16 protein-coding genes are annotated in these 16210 nt (G+C 52.3%); 15 read left to right on the plus strand and 1 reads right to left on the minus strand.

Translation table 11 applies throughout. The annotated features are described in order from the left end of the window. Positions 1–23 precede the first annotated feature (23 nt). From clpC to pssA, 4 genes are all read left to right on the plus strand, one after another. Positions 24–2465, plus strand: a complete 2442-nt coding sequence (gene clpC, locus B0W44_RS00515) for an ATP-dependent protease ATP-binding subunit ClpC (protein ID WP_077718320.1) — start codon at positions 24–26, stop codon at positions 2463–2465. 124 nt (positions 2466–2589) lie between these two features. Beyond that, positions 2590–3951 carry a DNA repair protein RadA gene (gene radA / locus B0W44_RS00520; RefSeq protein ID WP_077718321.1) on the plus strand — a complete coding sequence of 454 codons (1362 nt, stop codon included), beginning with the start codon at positions 2590–2592 and terminating at the stop codon, positions 3949–3951. 3 nt (positions 3952–3954) lie between these two features. Continuing rightward, complete coding sequence (gene disA / locus B0W44_RS00525) at positions 3955–5034, plus strand: DNA integrity scanning diadenylate cyclase DisA (protein WP_077718322.1); 1080 nt, start codon at positions 3955–3957, stop codon at positions 5032–5034. A 59-nt stretch (positions 5035–5093) separates the two neighbouring features. Next, positions 5094–5804, plus strand: coding sequence for a CDP-diacylglycerol--serine O-phosphatidyltransferase (gene pssA, locus B0W44_RS00530; RefSeq protein ID WP_077718323.1), 711 nt, complete (start codon positions 5094–5096; stop codon positions 5802–5804). Positions 5805–5902: 98 nt separating this feature from the next. Here the strand turns inward: pssA and B0W44_RS00535 are convergent, their stop codons facing one another. After that, positions 5903–6298 carry a nucleoside triphosphate pyrophosphohydrolase family protein gene (locus tag B0W44_RS00535; protein WP_077718324.1) on the minus strand — a complete coding sequence of 132 codons (396 nt, stop codon included), beginning with the start codon at positions 6296–6298 and terminating at the stop codon, positions 5903–5905. Between the two features lie 217 nt (positions 6299–6515). Between B0W44_RS00535 and B0W44_RS00540 the strand changes: the two genes are divergently transcribed. The 11 genes from B0W44_RS00540 to sigH all read left to right on the plus strand — a co-directional run bounded on the left by B0W44_RS00540 (position 6516) and on the right by sigH (position 16031). Then, complete coding sequence (locus B0W44_RS00540; RefSeq protein WP_077718325.1) at positions 6516–7013, plus strand: CarD family transcriptional regulator; 498 nt, start codon at positions 6516–6518, stop codon at positions 7011–7013. A gap of 101 nt (positions 7014–7114) precedes the next feature. Beyond that, on the plus strand, positions 7115–8209 hold the full coding sequence (locus tag B0W44_RS00545) for a PIN/TRAM domain-containing protein (RefSeq protein WP_077721179.1): 1095 nt from the start codon (positions 7115–7117) through the stop codon (positions 8207–8209). Between the two features lie 211 nt (positions 8210–8420). Then, positions 8421–9083 (plus strand): 2-C-methyl-D-erythritol 4-phosphate cytidylyltransferase, encoded by a 663-nt coding sequence (gene ispD / locus B0W44_RS00550; RefSeq protein WP_418304082.1) that lies wholly within the window; start codon positions 8421–8423, stop codon positions 9081–9083. Next, the gene (gene ispF / locus B0W44_RS00555; RefSeq protein ID WP_077721180.1) at positions 9071–9550 is read left to right on the plus strand and encodes a 2-C-methyl-D-erythritol 2,4-cyclodiphosphate synthase; all 480 of its coding nucleotides are present in this window, start codon (positions 9071–9073) and stop codon (positions 9548–9550) included. Before ispD ends, ispF begins: the two co-directional genes overlap by 13 nt. Positions 9551–9630: 80 nt before the next feature. Next, positions 9631–11127: a glutamate--tRNA ligase gene (gene gltX / locus B0W44_RS00560; protein WP_077718326.1), complete on the plus strand. Its 1497-nt coding sequence runs from the start codon at positions 9631–9633 to the stop codon at positions 11125–11127. A gap of 392 nt (positions 11128–11519) precedes the next feature. Then, positions 11520–12200, plus strand: a complete 681-nt coding sequence (gene epsC, locus B0W44_RS00565) for a serine O-acetyltransferase EpsC (RefSeq protein ID WP_077721182.1) — start codon at positions 11520–11522, stop codon at positions 12198–12200. After that, the gene (gene cysS, locus B0W44_RS00570; RefSeq protein ID WP_077718327.1) at positions 12169–13569 is read left to right on the plus strand and encodes a cysteine--tRNA ligase; all 1401 of its coding nucleotides are present in this window, start codon (positions 12169–12171) and stop codon (positions 13567–13569) included. Before epsC ends, cysS begins: the two co-directional genes overlap by 32 nt. Then, complete coding sequence (locus tag B0W44_RS00575) at positions 13566–14012, plus strand: Mini-ribonuclease 3 (protein WP_077718328.1); 447 nt, start codon at positions 13566–13568, stop codon at positions 14010–14012. The genes cysS and B0W44_RS00575 overlap by 4 nt, the downstream gene beginning before the upstream one ends. Next, on the plus strand, positions 14005–14739 hold the full coding sequence (gene rlmB, locus B0W44_RS00580; RefSeq protein ID WP_077718329.1) for a 23S rRNA (guanosine(2251)-2'-O)-methyltransferase RlmB: 735 nt from the start codon (positions 14005–14007) through the stop codon (positions 14737–14739). The genes B0W44_RS00575 and rlmB overlap by 8 nt, the downstream gene beginning before the upstream one ends. A gap of 15 nt (positions 14740–14754) precedes the next feature. Then, positions 14755–15273: an NYN domain-containing protein gene (locus B0W44_RS00585; RefSeq protein ID WP_228441321.1), complete on the plus strand. Its 519-nt coding sequence runs from the start codon at positions 14755–14757 to the stop codon at positions 15271–15273. Positions 15274–15365: 92 nt separating this feature from the next. Beyond that, a complete protein-coding gene (gene sigH, locus B0W44_RS00590; protein WP_077718331.1) occupies positions 15366–16031 on the plus strand; it encodes an RNA polymerase sporulation sigma factor SigH in 666 nt (221 codons plus the stop codon). Positions 16032–16210: the final 179 nt, after the last annotated feature.

Below are 16210 nucleotides of genomic sequence, written 5' to 3' on the forward strand. Positions count from 1 at the left end.
ATGAGGAAAAGGAGTGTTCGATGATGATGTTTGGTCGTTTTACAGAGCGAGCGCAAAAAGTGTTGGCTCTTTCGCAAGAAGAGGCGGCACGACTAGGTCACAACAATATCGGGACGGAACATATCTTGCTCGGTCTCGTGCGGGAAGGTGAAGGCATTGCGGCAAAAGCGTTGATCGGTCTCGGTCTCAATTTGGAAAAAATCCAAAACGAAGTGGAAGCCTTAATCGGACGGGGACAAGAACAGCTGGGAACGCCGGCGTACACACCGCGAGCGAAAAAAGTCATCGAGCTGTCCATGGACGAAGCGCGGAAACTCGGCCACACTTACGTCGGAACAGAACATATTTTGCTCGGACTCATCCGCGAGGGTGAAGGGGTCGCGGCCCGCGTCTTGAACAACTTGGGCGTCAGCTTAAATAAAGCACGGCAGCAAGTGCTGCAGTTGTTAGGTTCAAACGAAGCGGTCTCGTCCAGTCAGACGGGGAGAAGTGGGGGAGCCAACACGCCGACCCTCGACAGTTTGGCCCGCGATTTAACGGCCATCGCCCGGGAAGGAAAGATTGATCCGGTGATCGGGCGTAACAAAGAAATCGAGCGCGTCATTCAAGTGCTCAGCCGACGAACGAAAAACAACCCGGTGCTAATCGGTGAACCAGGTGTCGGGAAAACGGCGATTGCAGAAGGTCTCGCTCAGCGAATCGTGGACAATGAAATTCCAGAAATCCTGCGCGACAAACGGGTGATGACCCTTGACATGGGCACGGTCGTCGCTGGGACGAAATACCGCGGCGAGTTTGAAGACCGTCTGAAGAAAATTATGGATGAGATTCGCCAAGCGGGCAACATCATCCTATTTATTGACGAATTGCACACGCTGATCGGTGCCGGCGGTGCAGAAGGTGCCATCGATGCGTCCAACATCCTCAAACCGGCGTTGGCCCGGGGGGAACTCCAGTGTATCGGAGCGACGACACTCGACGAGTACCGCAAGCACATTGAAAAAGATGCCGCCTTAGAGCGCCGCTTCCAGCCGATCACCGTCGACCAGCCGTCGCCAGAAGAGGCGATCCAAATTTTGGAAGGGTTGCGTGACCGCTACGAAGCCCACCACCGGGTGAAAATTACCGACGAGGCTATCCGCCAGGCGGTCAAACTGTCGGACCGATATATTACGGATCGGTTTCTGCCGGACAAGGCGATCGATTTGATCGACGAAGCAGCGTCTAAAGTGCGGCTCAGATCTTACACAGTTCCGCCGAATTTGAAAGAACTGGAACAGAAGCTGGAGGAAGTTCGCAAAGAGAAGGATGCCGCTGTTCAAAGCCAAGAATTCGAAAAGGCTGCTGCCCTTCGCGATGACGAACAAAAATTGCGTGAACAGCTGGAGGAATCGCGCAAACAGTGGAAGGAAGACCAAGGGCGCGATGACTCCGAAGTGACGGAAGAGGACATAGCGGAAGTGGTGGCCAGCTGGACGGGAATACCCGTGAAGAAGATTGCCGAAGAAGAATCCGAACGCCTGTTAAAAATGGAAGACATTTTACATGAACGCGTCATCGGACAGGACGAAGCTGTCAAAGCCGTTTCCCGTGCGATTCGCCGTGCCCGTGCCGGCCTGAAAGATCCAAAGCGGCCGATTGGGTCGTTCATTTTCCTCGGACCGACTGGTGTCGGGAAAACAGAGCTGAGCCGTGCCCTGGCCGAGGCGCTGTTCGGTGACGAAGATGCGATGATTCGCATTGATATGTCCGAGTACATGGAACGGCACTCCACTTCGCGGCTCGTGGGGGCCCCTCCGGGATACGTCGGTTACGACGAGGGGGGGCAGCTGACGGAACGAGTGCGGCGCAAACCGTATTCGGTCATACTGCTGGACGAAGTGGAGAAGGCGCACCCTGAAGTGTTTAACATCTTGCTGCAAGTGTTGGAAGATGGGCGTTTAACCGACGGAAAGGGGCGGACTGTCGATTTTCGCAACACGGTATTGATTATGACGTCCAACGTCGGAGCGAATACGATTAAGAAAAATTCGACTCTCGGTTTCGCCGTCAACAAGGACGACGGTTACGACGACATGAAGAGCAAAGTGATGGAGGAGTTGCGCAACAGCTTTCGGCCGGAATTTTTGAACCGGATAGACGAAGTCATCGTCTTCCATTCGCTGAACGAAGCGCACATTCGGGAAATTGTTTCCCTCATGTCGGAAGACGTGCGCAAGCGCCTGGCCGAACAAGATATCCACTTTGTGTTGACGGAGGAGGCGAAAGACTGGCTGTCCAAAACCGGCTTTGACCCGACTTACGGAGCAAGGCCGCTCAGGCGGGCCATTCAGAAGCACATTGAAGACCGTCTGTCAGAAGAACTGCTGAAGGGGAATTTCGAGAAGGGAGATACGGTAGAAATCGACGTACAGGGCGATGAGCTGACGGTGAAAAAAACAGATGAAGTCAAAGCGAACGCCTAAATCTTGCACTTTCATAAAACCCCCCTCTGAAGTTGAAGAGGGGGTTTCTCTTTGTTGGCTCTGTGTAGTGGCGTCATGTTCTGTGATATAATATAAACCAATGAAATTGATGGGAGAGCGGTGAATGGGGAAGGAAAAGACGAGGTTTGTCTGTCAGGCGTGCGGTTTTGTCGCTCCCAAGTGGCTGGGGAAGTGTCCTGGCTGCGGGAAGTGGAATGCGTTGGTGGAAGAGCGGGAAACGCCTGCGCGGGGAGCCCGCTACGCAACGGGTACAATGGCGAGAGCTCAGCCGATTACCTCTCTGACGGTGACATCGGAAGTCCGCCAGGATACCGGGTTGAAAGAACTGAACCGGGTTCTTGGCGGCGGGCTCGTTCCCGGTTCACTCATTCTCGTCGGTGGCGATCCGGGGATCGGGAAATCGACTCTGCTGCTGCAAGCCTCCCATCAAGTCGCCCTCGACGGGCAGAAAGTCTTGTACGTTTCAGGCGAGGAGTCGGTCCAACAGACGAAAATGCGGGCTGATCGGCTGGGGGCGTTACACGAAAGGCTTTTGGTTGCAACGGAGACGAGTGTGCCCCATGTTGAACAGATCGTCGCAGACGTGAACCCTGCCCTCTTGGTTGTTGATTCGATCCAGACTGTCTTTCACCCTGATGTGACGTCGGCCCCGGGAAGCGTGGCCCAAGTGCGAGAGTGTACCGCCCACCTGATGCGCATGGCTAAGGCGCGCGGGACAGCCGTGATTATTGTCGGACATGTCACGAAGGAGGGCGCGATAGCTGGACCGCGCCTTTTAGAACACATGGTGGACTGCGTGCTCTACTTTGAGGGAGAGCGGTCTTCCACTTATCGCATAGTTCGGGCCGTGAAAAACCGTTTCGGTTCGACCAACGAAATTGGCCTGTTCGAAATGAAATCTGACGGTTTGGCAGAAGTGGCAAATCCGTCAGAATTGTTCCTTTCAGAAAGGCCTGTCGCATCTTCTGGTTCAGTCGTCGTGGCCAGTTTAGAAGGGACGCGTCCGATTCTCGTCGAGTTGCAAGCACTTGTCACCCCGACGTCGTTCGCGGCTCCGAGGCGAATGGCGACAGGTGTGGACCACAACCGCGTCTCGCTCCTGATCGCCGTACTGGAGAAACGGCTGGGCATGTTTTTGCAAAATCAGGACGCCTACGTCAATGTAGCTGGCGGCGTCCGTTTGGACGAACCTGCTGTTGACTTGGCCATTGCCGTCAGTATCGCCTCGAGCTTCCGAGACCAAATGTGTTCGCCGCAAGACGTGCTCATCGGCGAAATAGGCTTGACCGGCGAAGTGCGCAGTGTCTCCCGCGTGGAGCAGCGCGTGCAGGAAGCAGCGAAACTCGGTTTTCGCCGTATCGTGTTGCCGCGCCAAAATGTAGACGGCTGGTCGCCGCCTCAAGGGATTGAACTCGTCGGAATTAACACAGTACAAGAAGCGCTAGAAGTCGTGTTAGGGGGGTAGCCAATGGGAGAAGACGTGAAAGACGAAGACGTCAAGGAGGAAGTTTTGCGTTTGGTGGCGCCGGGGACGGAACTGCGGGAAGGACTGGAAAACGTATTGCGGGCTAAGACGGGAGCTTTAATTGTACTCGGTTATGAGGAAGAGATGGAGGATTTGGTGGACGGTGGGTTTCGCATCGATTCGCCTTTTTCACCAGCCCATTTGTATGAACTAGCGAAGATGGATGGCGCCATTCTACTGTCGGGGGACGGCAAGCGCATCTTGTATGCCAACACTCACTTAAATCCCGATTCGAGTATACAGTCTTCCGAAACCGGCATCCGCCATCGCACAGCGCAGCGCGTGGCGAAGCAAACGAAGAAGCTAGTGATCGCGATCTCGCAGCGCCGCAACGTCATTACGCTGTACAAAGGGGCCTTCCGCTATTCGCTGAAGGACATCGGAGTCATATTGACGAAAGCGAACCAGGCGCTGCAGACACTGGAAAAATACAAATCGGTGCTGGATCAGTCGATGACCAACTTGTCCGCCTTGGAATTCGAAGACTTGGTGACGCTGCAAGACGTCACTGAAGTGGTCCAGCGCATAGAACAAGTCTTGCGAATTAAACATGAAATTCAGGCGTACATCCACGAGCTAGGAACTGAAGGGCGTCTCATACGGATGCAACTCGAAGAACTCGTTGCTGGCATTGAGAAAGAAGAGTACTGGCTCGTCAAAGATTACATTCCCCAACTAGATGAAAAGTCGGCGGAAAAAGCACTGGCCGAACTTCAACAACTGTCGTCTGAAGGACTGTTGGATCGTCAGAACATTGCGCGCATTATCGGCTACACAGACGTTGAAAATGCGGAAGAAAACGCGGTTATGCCGCGGGGGTACCGCATCATACACAAAATACCTCGTTTACCGGCTTCCGTCGTCGAAAACCTCGTGCGGGAATTTTCCCATTTGTCCAAAACGATGATGGCGACCATCGAGGAATTAGACGAAGTCGACGGTATTGGTGAAGTGCGGGCGCGCATTATTAAAGACGGTCTCAAACGAATTCAAGAGCAAGTGTTTGTAGATCGCCACATTTAAGGCGAGGCATGAGACGGACTTCGCGAACATAGTGATGGAAGATGGGGAGGTGACTGTGTTTGCTGGCAAAAGTACTTCCCAATGTGATTACGATCGGTAACCTTTTTTTTGGCTTGTTGGCGTTAAAACTCGTACATGACGGCTTGTGGGAATTTGCAGCCATTACAGTCATTGCCGGCATGTTGTGTGACGGGTTAGACGGGATTGTGGCGCGGATGCTGAAGACGGAAAGTGCTTTTGGCAAAGAGCTGGACTCATTATCGGATATGGTGACATTTGGCGTTGCACCGGCTTTCATCATGTATGTGGCAGTGCTGCATGAAATCGGTGTGATCGGCTGGGTCGTTTCAGTCGTCTTTCCCGTTTGCGGCGCATTGCGGTTGGCCAGGTTCAATGTGAGAAAAGGGATTCCCGGGTATTTCGTCGGTTTGCCGATCACAATTGCCGGGGGAGTACTTGCGACAATGGCGCTGTACAGTGAGGTCATGACCTCTCCATCTGTCCTCGTTTTGGCGATGCTAGGGCTGTCCTTTCTCATGGTCAGTTCGATTAAATATCCGAACGTGAAAAAAGTGGGGCTCCCGAAGCAGACGTATTGGTTGGGTCCCGCATTGGGAGTCGTCGCCGTCGTTCTCGCGGTGCGTTTTCCTAACGATCTTCCGCGCATCGTGTTTCTTCCGCTCATTCTATACGCATTGTGGGGACTTGGCGGACATTTTAGACGGAAGGGATACGAAGACTCTCCTTTAGAGTCGGACGTACATCTTTAAAAAGCGATAGACCGGAATGAATTCCGGTCTATAAGTTTTTTTCGAAAAAAGTGTGTAACTTTTATAAAATTATATCGTTTATTATCGTTAGAAGGGAGTCAACTCATATTGAACAAACCGAGAGTCGACAGTTTTTCTGACTCTTTTTCGATGACATCGCGCATGTGAATATCGAGCAGATTGCAGGCTGACGCTAAGTAGAACAAGTGCTTGCCCATCTCGGAAACGACCACGTCACGACAATGTTCACAAAGGTCTCCAGACAGGTGTGTGTCTACTGCGTCTTTTGCTGTGTCGAAGTTTGAGGCCGAAGTAAAGGGCTGTTTGCCGGCCTGAACCTTTAGGCAACCGCAGTTGGTGACTGCCTTTGTGATGGATCGGTTCGTACGAGCGCTTGTTTCCTGTAGTTTTGACAACACATCCAGTACACTTCGGTGTCTGAGCAACAACTCGGCGACTTGCGTTTGGAACCGGTCTAATTGGTGGTCGCGCATGTAGGTGTCCTCCCTGGGAATTGTGGGAAATTTACAGTTTTATTATAGAGCCTGGAAGTTTTAAGAGTCAATTTTTATGTAGCCGGTATGGAAGAGATTTTTATTCGCCGAAAGGGGTTGACTGCTATTATATGAATGTGCTAATATAATTGGTTTAAAAATTGACCTCCGCCTCCAATTGTGATATATTGGAAGAAGGTCCTTGGAGGTGGTGTATGTGTTTAAAGTTGGCGATAAAGTGGTGTACCCGATGCACGGCGCCGGCGTGATTGAAGCGATCGAGGAGAAAGAAATACTCGGAAAAAAGCGAGAATATTACGTCATGCACCTGCCTGTCGGAAATATAAAAGTGATGGTGCCAATGAAAAGCGCAGACGATATCGGGATACGGGAAGTTGTGGACGAACAAGGGGCCAACCGGGTTATAGAAATTTTGAAAGACGAAGCGAACGTCGATTTGACCAATTGGAATCATCGCTACCGCGCCAATTTAGAGAAGATGAGGAGCGGTGACATTTATGAATTGGCAGATGTCGTTCGTTCACTTATGCAGAGGGAAAGCGACAAAGGGTTGTCGACAGGGGAGCGGAAAATGCTGGACAATGCGAAGCAAATGTTAGTCAGCGAACTCGTCCTGGCCAAAGAGATGGATGAGGAACAGGCCCTCTCCCTTTTGGACAGCACGGTGCAACGCAATGGAACGAGCACTGTCTAGCGTGTTGAACTTTTGGGAAAAATTTTTTATTTTCGGTCTTATCGGTCGGATGTTTAGTTATGCGTGAATTGTCTATAATGAGTAAAAGGGGGTGACATATGTTGTTAAAGAGAATCGTACAGCTGTTCTTTGCCATTCTCGGCGGGACGGTTGGCTTTTACGTCGGGCCGATGTTGTTTGCGTTACTGGAACGTCCACCTGTCAACTTCGGCCAAGTTCCGATACCGGATTATATAGGCGCTGTTTTGGGTGCGATTTTGCTCATATTTGTAACAGGGAAGCTGTCAGACGCCGCTTGCAGTTGGATACGCTGGAGCGAAGAACGCCTGGCGAAAGTACCGGCAGCAGATTTTATTTTCGGAGTTATGGGCTTAACGGTCGGTCTCATTGTCGCTTATTTATTGGTTCCGTCCATATCCACCTTGCCGGTTCCAGTACTGTCCGATATACTGCCCATTGCCATTTCCACTCTTTTCGGTTATCTCGGCTTTCGCGTCGGATACAAGAAGCGGGATGAACTGGTGTCTATTTTTTCAATCGGGCGCTTGAGTCGCGATAAAGACAAGTTGAAGAAAGACAATCAGAATGCGGCTTACAAAATTTTGGATACGAGCGTCATCATTGACGGGCGCATCGCGGATATTTGCCGCACGGGCTTTGTGGAAGGAACGTTAGTCATCCCAGGATTTGTGTTGGAAGAACTACAACACATCGCCGATTCGTCGGACGTATTAAAGCGGAACCGGGGTCGACGCGGTCTGGACATACTGAACAAGATCCAAAAAGAGTTAAAAGTGAAGGTGTTGATTTACGAGGGCGACTTCGAAGACATTCATGAAGTTGACAGTAAGCTGGTTAAACTGGCGAAAGTGCTCTCGGGAAAAGTGGTCACTAACGACTACAACTTGAACAAAGTGTGTGAACTGCAAAATGTGCCGGTTCTGAACATTAACGATTTGGCCAACGCAGTGAAACCGGTCGTTCTCCCAGGTGAGGAAATTAATGTACAAGTGATTAAGGATGGCAAGGAACACGGACAAGGTGTCGCTTATTTAGATGACGGGACGATGATCGTCGTTGAAGGTGGTCGCGACTACATCGGTAAAAATATAGAGGTGTTGGTGACGAGCGTACTGCAAACTTCCGCCGGACGCATGATTTTTGCTAAGCCGAAATTGTTGGAAAAGGCTCTATAGTCTCGGCTGCGCAGAGGAATTCCGCTGAAGCGGCGGGATTCCTTTTTTCTTGCTCCGCTGGCGAGAGGAGAACACTTTGTGTACAATAGGATGTTAGAATGACGGGTTCAGGGAGGGCGGTCGTGTCCTTTTCCGCCTATTGGACGACCTTAAAGGGGAAGTGGTTGTGACAGTTGGAGTGGTTGTGGCGGCCGCCGGTCAAGGAAAGCGGATGCGAAAAGGGTTTAACAAGCAGTTTATCCAACTTGGCGACCGGCCGATTTTGATGCATACGTTGCAAGCATTTGAGCACATGTCGTTCGTCGAGCAAATCGTTGTCGTCACGAGCGCAGGGGATATCGCAAAGTGTGAGGCGTTGTGTCGTTCGTATAATGTGAGGAAAGTGACGGATGTTGTAGCAGGTGGAAAAACGCGCCAAGACAGTGTCCGTATCGGCTTAAACAAGGTGCGGACGGACTGGGTACTCGTCCATGACGGTGCCCGGCCTTTCGTATCTGAAGAAATGGTGAATGAACTCTTGGAAAGCGCGCAAAGACACGGCGCAGCTGTCCTCGGCGTTCCCGTTAAAGACACGATCAAAAAAGTGAATGTAGACGGGATCATCGAGGAAACACCGGAACGTCAAAGCATGTGGGCGGTTCAGACTCCGCAAGCATTCCGCCTGACCGAATTAAAAAGAGCCCACGCGCAGGCGAGGGAGGAAGAGCTGGCGGCTACTGATGACGCGATGTTGATGGAGCACTTAGGCTTCGACGTGCGTATCGTGCGCGGCGATTATTACAATATCAAGATCACGACACCGGAAGACTTGTGGTTTGCGGAGTCTATCTTGCAACACATGCGCAAAATGGGAGATCGAACATCATGCGAGTAGGACAAGGATTTGATGTACACCGTTTGACAGAAGGGCGTCCCCTCATCGTCGGCGGCGTCCACATCCCGTATGCAAAGGGGTTGGACGGACACTCTGACGCTGACGTCCTGTTGCACGCCGTTACGGATGCCGTGTTAGGTGCCATGGGTCGAGGAGACATCGGCAAGCACTTTCCCGATACAGACCCGGCGTACAAGGACGCAGACAGTGTAGAGCTGTTGCGGAAAGTGTGGGAACAGGGAGTCCGCTCCGGATTCAGCGTGGGCAATGTAGACGCTACGATCATCGCTCAAAAGCCCAAGATGTCTCCGTATATCGAGGACATGAAAGGCGTAATGGCGAAAATTTTTAACTGTCCCCTCGACAGGGTGAACGTCAAGGCGACGACGACGGAATGGCTCGGTTTTACAGGGCGCGGTGAAGGCATTGCAGCCCTGGCCGTCGTCTGTTTGATCGAAAAGGCGTAAGGGGCTGTTGAATGTCGATCGACGAACGGGTACTGGCAGCGTGTATAGACGATGATATGGATACAGGAAGGAGTTATACCATGGTGGAAACAGTCAAGGTGCGGACGCGTTATGCGCCGAGTCCGACTGGTCACTTGCATATAGGTGGAGCGCGGACGGCTTTATTTTGTTATTTGCTCGCCCGCAAGACGGGAGGCCAATTTATTGTCAGAATTGAAGACACCGATCAAGAGCGGAATGTGGCACAGGCGGAACAGGGGCTGTTGGACAGCCTGAAGTGGCTCGGACTCCATTGGGACGAAAGCGTCGATGTGGGAGGGCCCTTCGCCCCGTACCGTTCCATGGAACGCTTGGACACGTATGAGAAATATATACATCAATTACTGCAAGAAGGGAAAGCCTACTACTGCTACTGTACGAAAGAAGAGTTAGAGGAGGAGCGAAAGGCGCAGCAGGCGAGGGGCGAGATGCCGCGGTACTCCGGCAGGTGTCGCCAACTAAGTGAGGACGACATACGGCGGTTCCAGGCCGAGGGGCGAAAGCCGACTGTACGCTTTCGAGTTCCGGAAGACCGGACGATTGTCGTCGACGATATCGTGCGCGGAAAGGTCACGTTTGAATCCAACGGAATCGGGGATTTTGTCATTGCTCGTCCCGACGGTCGCCCGACGTACAATTTTGCCGTAACGGTCGACGATGCGCTGATGAAGATTTCGCATGTGATACGGGCGGAAGAGCACTTGTCCAACACTCCCCTCCAGGTGTTGCTTTACGAAGCACTCGGATTTCAGACGCCCCGCTTTGCCCACGCTTCGCTCATCCTCAACAAGGACCGGAAAAAAATGAGCAAGCGTGATGAGACGATTATTCAGTTTGTCGACCAATACGAGAAATTGGGTTACTTGCCAGAGGCTTTGGTGAACTTTTTCGCCCTACTCGGTTGGGCTCCGCCCGAACCGCGTGCAGAAGATGAGATCTTCTCTCTGGATGAATTAGTGGAGTTGTTTTCCCTGGAGCGGTTGTCCAAAGCGCCGGCTGTTTTTGATCCGGAAAAGTTGAAGTGGATGAACAACCACTACATAAAGGAGTCCGATTTAGATCGCATTGTGAACTTGTGTGTGCCCCACTTAGAGCAAGCTGGGCGAATCCCGAAAGAACGCACCCCCGAACAAAACGCGTGGGTTGAACGCCTCATCGGTTTGTACCAGGAGCAGTTGAGGTACGGGGCTGAAATTGTCGAACTGACGGACCTGTTTTTCCGCAATCAGCTCTCTTACAGCGATGACGCGAAGGCGGTACTGGCGGAAGATCACGTTTTAGACGTTTTGAAGGCATTTCAGAAGCAGGTGGAGGCGTTGGAAGCGTTCCGCCCCGATACGCTGCAACAGGCGTTCAAAGGGACGCAAAAGGAGAGCGGGAAGAAGGGCAAGCAACTGTTTATGCCTGTGCGGGCAGCGTTGACGGGACAAGTTCACGGCCCCGATTTGAAGGAAACGATCTCTTTGATCGGACGCGAAAAAGTGGAGCAACGGCTAAAGTACGTTATTGACAACTATCACCGCCTTGTTTCACAATAAGGGAAAGTTGAATAAAAGAAAGGCGATGAACAGGAGAAGGAGCTGGAGATCCGCGCATTCACCAGAGAAGATGGCCGCTGGCTGAGAGCCATCTGAAGCGCGCCAGCCCATGTGCCCCTGGGAGTTACAGGCTGAAAGCGAGTAAGCCTGAAAGAGACGTTCGAGATGGCGTATGCCGTTTGGAACGCGTCTCATTCGGTCCCCGCCGTTACCGGGACCTAAGGGGAGTCCTACTGGGCTCAAACAGAGTGGAACCGCGGCAATTACCCGTCTCTGTAGCCATAGCTACTGAGGCGGTTTTTTATAGAAGGATGGCGTTTTGTGCGGTGCCAAGGACTGTTGTACGTGTGAAGTTCGACAGCACTTTATAAGGAGGGGTGACATCAGTGGGCATGTGGCAAACGATGAAAGCCGACATAGACGCCGTGTTTGAGCGTGATCCAGCGGCGAGGAGCGTCTTCGAAGTCGTGTTGACTTACTCAGGGTTGCACGCGATCTGGGCTCATCGAATCGCTCACGCCTTGTACAAGCGCAAACACTTTTTGATCGCCCGCATCATCTCCCAATTGAGCCGTTTCTTTACCGGCATAGAGATCCATCCCGGTGCGCGCATCGGTAAAGGTGTGTTCATCGATCACGGGATGGGGGTTGTCATTGGCGAAACGTGTGAAATCGGGGACAACGTCACGCTGTTTCAAGGGGTCACGTTAGGTGGAACGGGAAAAGAAAAGGGCAAGCGTCATCCGACGATAGAAGATAACGTCATGATTGCATCGGGAGCGAAAGTGTTGGGCTCCATGCGGATTGGGCGCGGCTCAAAAATTGGGGCTGGTTCGGTCGTGCTGCAAGAAGTTCCCCCCAACTCAACCGTCGTCGGAGTTCCCGGGAGAGTCGTCCGCCAAGACGGCGAGCGCGTTCCAAACGACCTTGACCACATTAACTTGCCTGATCCCGTTGCCGACAAACTGAAGACGATGGAACAAGAAATAGATTCGTTGAAGCGCGAATTGGCACTTCTGAAAAAAGAGAGGGAAGAATGTTATGGGCGTGAAACTGTTCAACACGTTGACTAGAGAGAAAGAGACATTCAAGACGATTGAACCGGGAAAAGTTCGCATGTACGTCTGCGGTCCGACTGTGTACAACCATATTCACATCGGGAACGCACGGCCGTTCGTCGTATTCGACGTTGTACGGCGGTATTTGAAATACAAAGGGTATGACGTCAAGTACGTGCAAAACTTTACCGATGTCGATGACAAGCTGATCCGCGCCGCCCGTGAAGAAGGAAGTACGGTTCCGGAGATCGCAGAGCGGTACATTGACGCCTACTTTGATGCGGTCGACAAACTCGGCGTGCACCGTGCCGACGTTCATCCGCGCGTGACGGAAAATATGCCGGACATCATCGAGAGCATCCGACAACTTTTGGACAAAGGAGTCGCTTATGAATCGGAACAGCACGTCTACTTTCGCGCCCGAAGTCAGAAGGATTACGGCAAACTGTCACACCAGTCACCGGACGAGTTAAAGGCGGGAGCTCGTGTCGAAGTGAACGAGGCGAAGGAAGACCCGCTGGACTTTGTACTGTGGAAACCGGCCAAGCCGGGAGAAATTGCGTGGGACAGTCCGTGGGGGAAGGGGCGCCCGGGATGGCACATTGAGTGTTCCGTCATGAGTCGGAAATTTCTGGGAGACACGATTGACATCCACGCGGGCGGCAGTGATTTAACGTTTCCGCACCACGAAAATGAAATCGCCCAGAGTGAAGCCCTCACCGGCCAAAAGCCGTTCGCCCGCTACTGGCTGCATAACGGGTTTATTAACATGGACAACGAAAAAATGTCTAAGTCCCTCGGGAACGTCGTGCGGGTCAACGAGTTGCTGGAGCAGTTTTCGCCGCTTCCCATTCGCTATGTCTTGTTGTCAGCACACTACCGTCAGCCCCTTAATTTCAGCCAGGCGCTCATTGAACAAGCGGAAAATGCTGTTGAACGCATTCACACCTGCGCTGCCAATTTGAAACACCGTCTGTCCGCTTCGCGTTCTGAAAAGGTAGAACCAGATGTGGAACGCACTTTACAGGCGCTGTCAGAGAAGTTTGAACAAGCGATGGACGACGACTTCAACACTCCCAACGCCATGTCCGTCGTGTTTAAAGCGGTGCGCGAAGCGAATGAGTTTTTAAACCGTCCCGTCGTTTACCGCGAATCGGTAGAAGCGTACCTGGCGTGGTTTGACACGTATGCAGAAGAGATACTCGGGCTGCTCCCGCAAGATGAATCGCTTTTGGACAGCGACATCGAACGGTTGATTGCGGAGCGCGATCGGGCGCGCAAAGAGCGAGATTTTGCAAAAGCGGACAGCATACGCGATCACTTGAGGCAGAAGGGCATCATTCTCGAAGACACACCGCAAGGTGTACGGTGGCGTCGCAAATGACGTTCAGTTTTGACAAAGTCGGTGTGGTGCCTGGCGACGACGTTCGGCCCGTCCGGGTCGATCACCCCCTTTCCCTCGCCTACATCGGGGATGCCGTGTGGGAGTTGTACGTACGGTACCATTTACTCGCGTGCGGCATTGTCAAGCCGGGCGACTTGCAGAAGGAATCGATCCGTTTTGTTTCGGCTAAAGCGCAAGCGGAGGCGTTGAAACGGCTCATGCCGGAGTTGACGGAAAAAGAGCGGGACATCGTCCGTCGCGGTCGCAATGCAAAGTCGAAAACGACGCCGAAACACGCGGGCGTGCACGAGTACCGCCACAGTACGGCGGTGGAAGCCCTCGTAGGGTACCTGTACTTGACCGACCAAGTGAAGAGGTTGTCTCAAATAATGGAACAGGTCATCGACACCGTGGAAAAAGAGAGGAAACGAACGGATGAGTGAGTGGCTGGCAGGCAAAAATCCGGTGACAGAAGCGTTAAAGGCCAACCGGCCGATTGACAAGCTGCTCGTCGCCAAAGGAGTAAAACCGGCGAGTGTGGCTCCAATCTTGCAGTTAGCCAAAAGACGGGGCATCGTCGTTCAATACGTCAAGCGGCACAAGCTTGATCACGTGACGGGAGGCGTGCCACACCAAGGCGTTGTGGCCATGGCGGCTCCCCGGCATTATTCGGACTTGGCGGAAGTGCTGAACCTTGCTCAAAAGAGGGGAGACCTTCCGCTTTTGCTCGTTCTGGACGGGATTGAAGACCCGCACAATTTAGGTTCCATCATCCGGACAGCTGATGCGGCCGGTGTACACGGTGTCATCATCCCGAAACGCCGAGCCGCCGGTTTAACGCCTACAGTGGCCAAAACGTCTGCCGGCGCTGTGGAGTACGTACCGGTCGTTCGCGTGACGAATCTCGTACACACACTGAAAGAATTGAAGCAAGAAGGATTTTGGGTGACAGGCGCCGAAGCGGCGGGGGACCGTTCTTACACAGAAGTGGATTTTACTGAACCTACTGTCATCGTCATCGGGAGTGAAGGGAAAGGGATCAGCCGTCTCGTTCGAGAAAATTGCGATTACGTTGTTCGCCTTCCGATGAGAGGCACCGTCAATTCCTTGAATGCTTCCGTAGCAGCAGGGATCATGCTGTACGAAGTCATGCGTCAACGGACCGTGTGAATGCGAGGCGAACGAATGGAAGAATGGTTAGTCGTCGACGGATACAATGTGATCGGTGCGTGGCCTGAGTTGCGCCAACTGAAACGATTCAATTTAGCTGCGGCTCGGGACAGGTTAACCGACATCTTGTCAGAGTACGCGGCGTACACAGCCCAGCGCGTCGTAGTGGTATTTGATGCCCAACACGTACCGGGAAGAGGCGAACACGAGTCTTCTGAATACCTTTCTGTCATATTTACGGATGCAGAAGAAACGGCTGACGAATGTATCGAACGGCTCGTCGGTAAGTTGAGAGATCCGTACCGACGGCGGCTGTTCGTCGCGACGTCTGACTACGTAGAACAGCGCATTACATTCGGCCGCGGTGCCCTGCGCATTTCTGCGAGGGAGTTGTTGCAAGCTGTGCAAAGGGCTGAAACGTCTGTCTCCAGGAAAGTGGAGGACATGAAATTGGAACGGACGACGTTGGGGCAAGGGCTAAGCGAGGAGGTGAAACGACGTTTGGAGCAGTTGAGGAGGCGGCAGCAGTCGTGATATTTGACGATTTTGTTACAATCCAGGTATAATAATGAGACTACTGCGCTATCGCGATGGAACCGCTATATCCTGTCATCGGGGGGATGAGAGTGAGTGTAGATTTGAAAGAGAAAAAGCAGCAGACCGACTGGCACCTGTTGACGGATGAAGAGCTGGTGGAACGCGTGCACGTGTCTGACGGGACAGCGCTGGAGTACTTGATCAACAAGTATAAAAACTTTGTGCGCGCTAAAGCGAGGTCTTATTTTTTAATCGGAGCGGACCGGGAGGACATCGTGCAAGAGGGGATGATTGGTCTGTACAAAGCCATCCGCGATTTTCGCGGGGACAAGCTGTCTTCCTTTAAGGCGTTTGCGGAACTGTGTATTACCCGTCAAATAATTACCGCCATCAAAACCGCAACCCGTCAAAAACACATTCCTCTCAACTCTTACGTTTCACTGGACAAGCCTATCTACGATGAAGATTCGGACCGCACGCTGTTGGATGTCTTGTGCGCCACGAAGGTGTCAGATCCAGAAGAACTCATGATTAATCAGGAAGAGTTTGACGACATCGAAATCCGACTGTCTGAAATATTGAGCGAGTTGGAGCGTAAAGTCTTGCGGCTTTATTTGGACGGCCAATCATATCAGGAAATCGCCCTCGATTTAAACCGACACGTGAAGTCCATTGACAATGCCTTGCAGCGGGTAAAGCGAAAGTTAGAGCGATATTTGGAAGTGCGTGACGACCTCTCTCAACCTGTATCGTGACGATGTTTTGACGGGGTCTTTGTTGTCAATAATAGTCCAATAAGCAAGGAAGGCGGAGGCTGGCAGCACTGGGATCAGTTGACACGTTTTGTCCTGCTGTGATACAGTATTTTAGTGATTTGTTTTCATGCTCACCGAATTAGTAGGTTCTACGCGCTGATGCACGTGTTTGTCAACGG

This window comes from Novibacillus thermophilus, assembly GCF_002005165.1.
Lineage (GTDB): Bacteria > Bacillota > Bacilli > Thermoactinomycetales > Novibacillaceae > Novibacillus > Novibacillus thermophilus.

Coding starts and splice junctions, on each gene's coding strand:
- ispD (WP_418304082.1), top strand. CDS start 8,421: ATGCGAAAAGGGTTTAACAAGCAGTTTATCCAACTTGGCGACCGGCCG.
- B0W44_RS00535 (WP_077718324.1), bottom strand. CDS start 6,298: ATGCGCGACCACCAATTAGACCGGTTCCAAACGCAAGTCGCCGAGTTG.
- clpC (WP_077718320.1), top strand. CDS start 24: ATGATGTTTGGTCGTTTTACAGAGCGAGCGCAAAAAGTGTTGGCTCTT.
- radA (WP_077718321.1), top strand. CDS start 2,590: ATGGGGAAGGAAAAGACGAGGTTTGTCTGTCAGGCGTGCGGTTTTGTC.
- disA (WP_077718322.1), top strand. CDS start 3,955: ATGGGAGAAGACGTGAAAGACGAAGACGTCAAGGAGGAAGTTTTGCGT.
- cysS (WP_077718327.1), top strand. CDS start 12,169: ATGGGCGTGAAACTGTTCAACACGTTGACTAGAGAGAAAGAGACATTC.
- B0W44_RS00585 (WP_228441321.1), top strand. CDS start 14,755: ATGGAAGAATGGTTAGTCGTCGACGGATACAATGTGATCGGTGCGTGG.
- rlmB (WP_077718329.1), top strand. CDS start 14,005: ATGAGTGAGTGGCTGGCAGGCAAAAATCCGGTGACAGAAGCGTTAAAG.
- B0W44_RS00575 (WP_077718328.1), top strand. CDS start 13,566: ATGACGTTCAGTTTTGACAAAGTCGGTGTGGTGCCTGGCGACGACGTT.
- epsC (WP_077721182.1), top strand. CDS start 11,520: ATGTGGCAAACGATGAAAGCCGACATAGACGCCGTGTTTGAGCGTGAT.
- gltX (WP_077718326.1), top strand. CDS start 9,631: ATGGTGGAAACAGTCAAGGTGCGGACGCGTTATGCGCCGAGTCCGACT.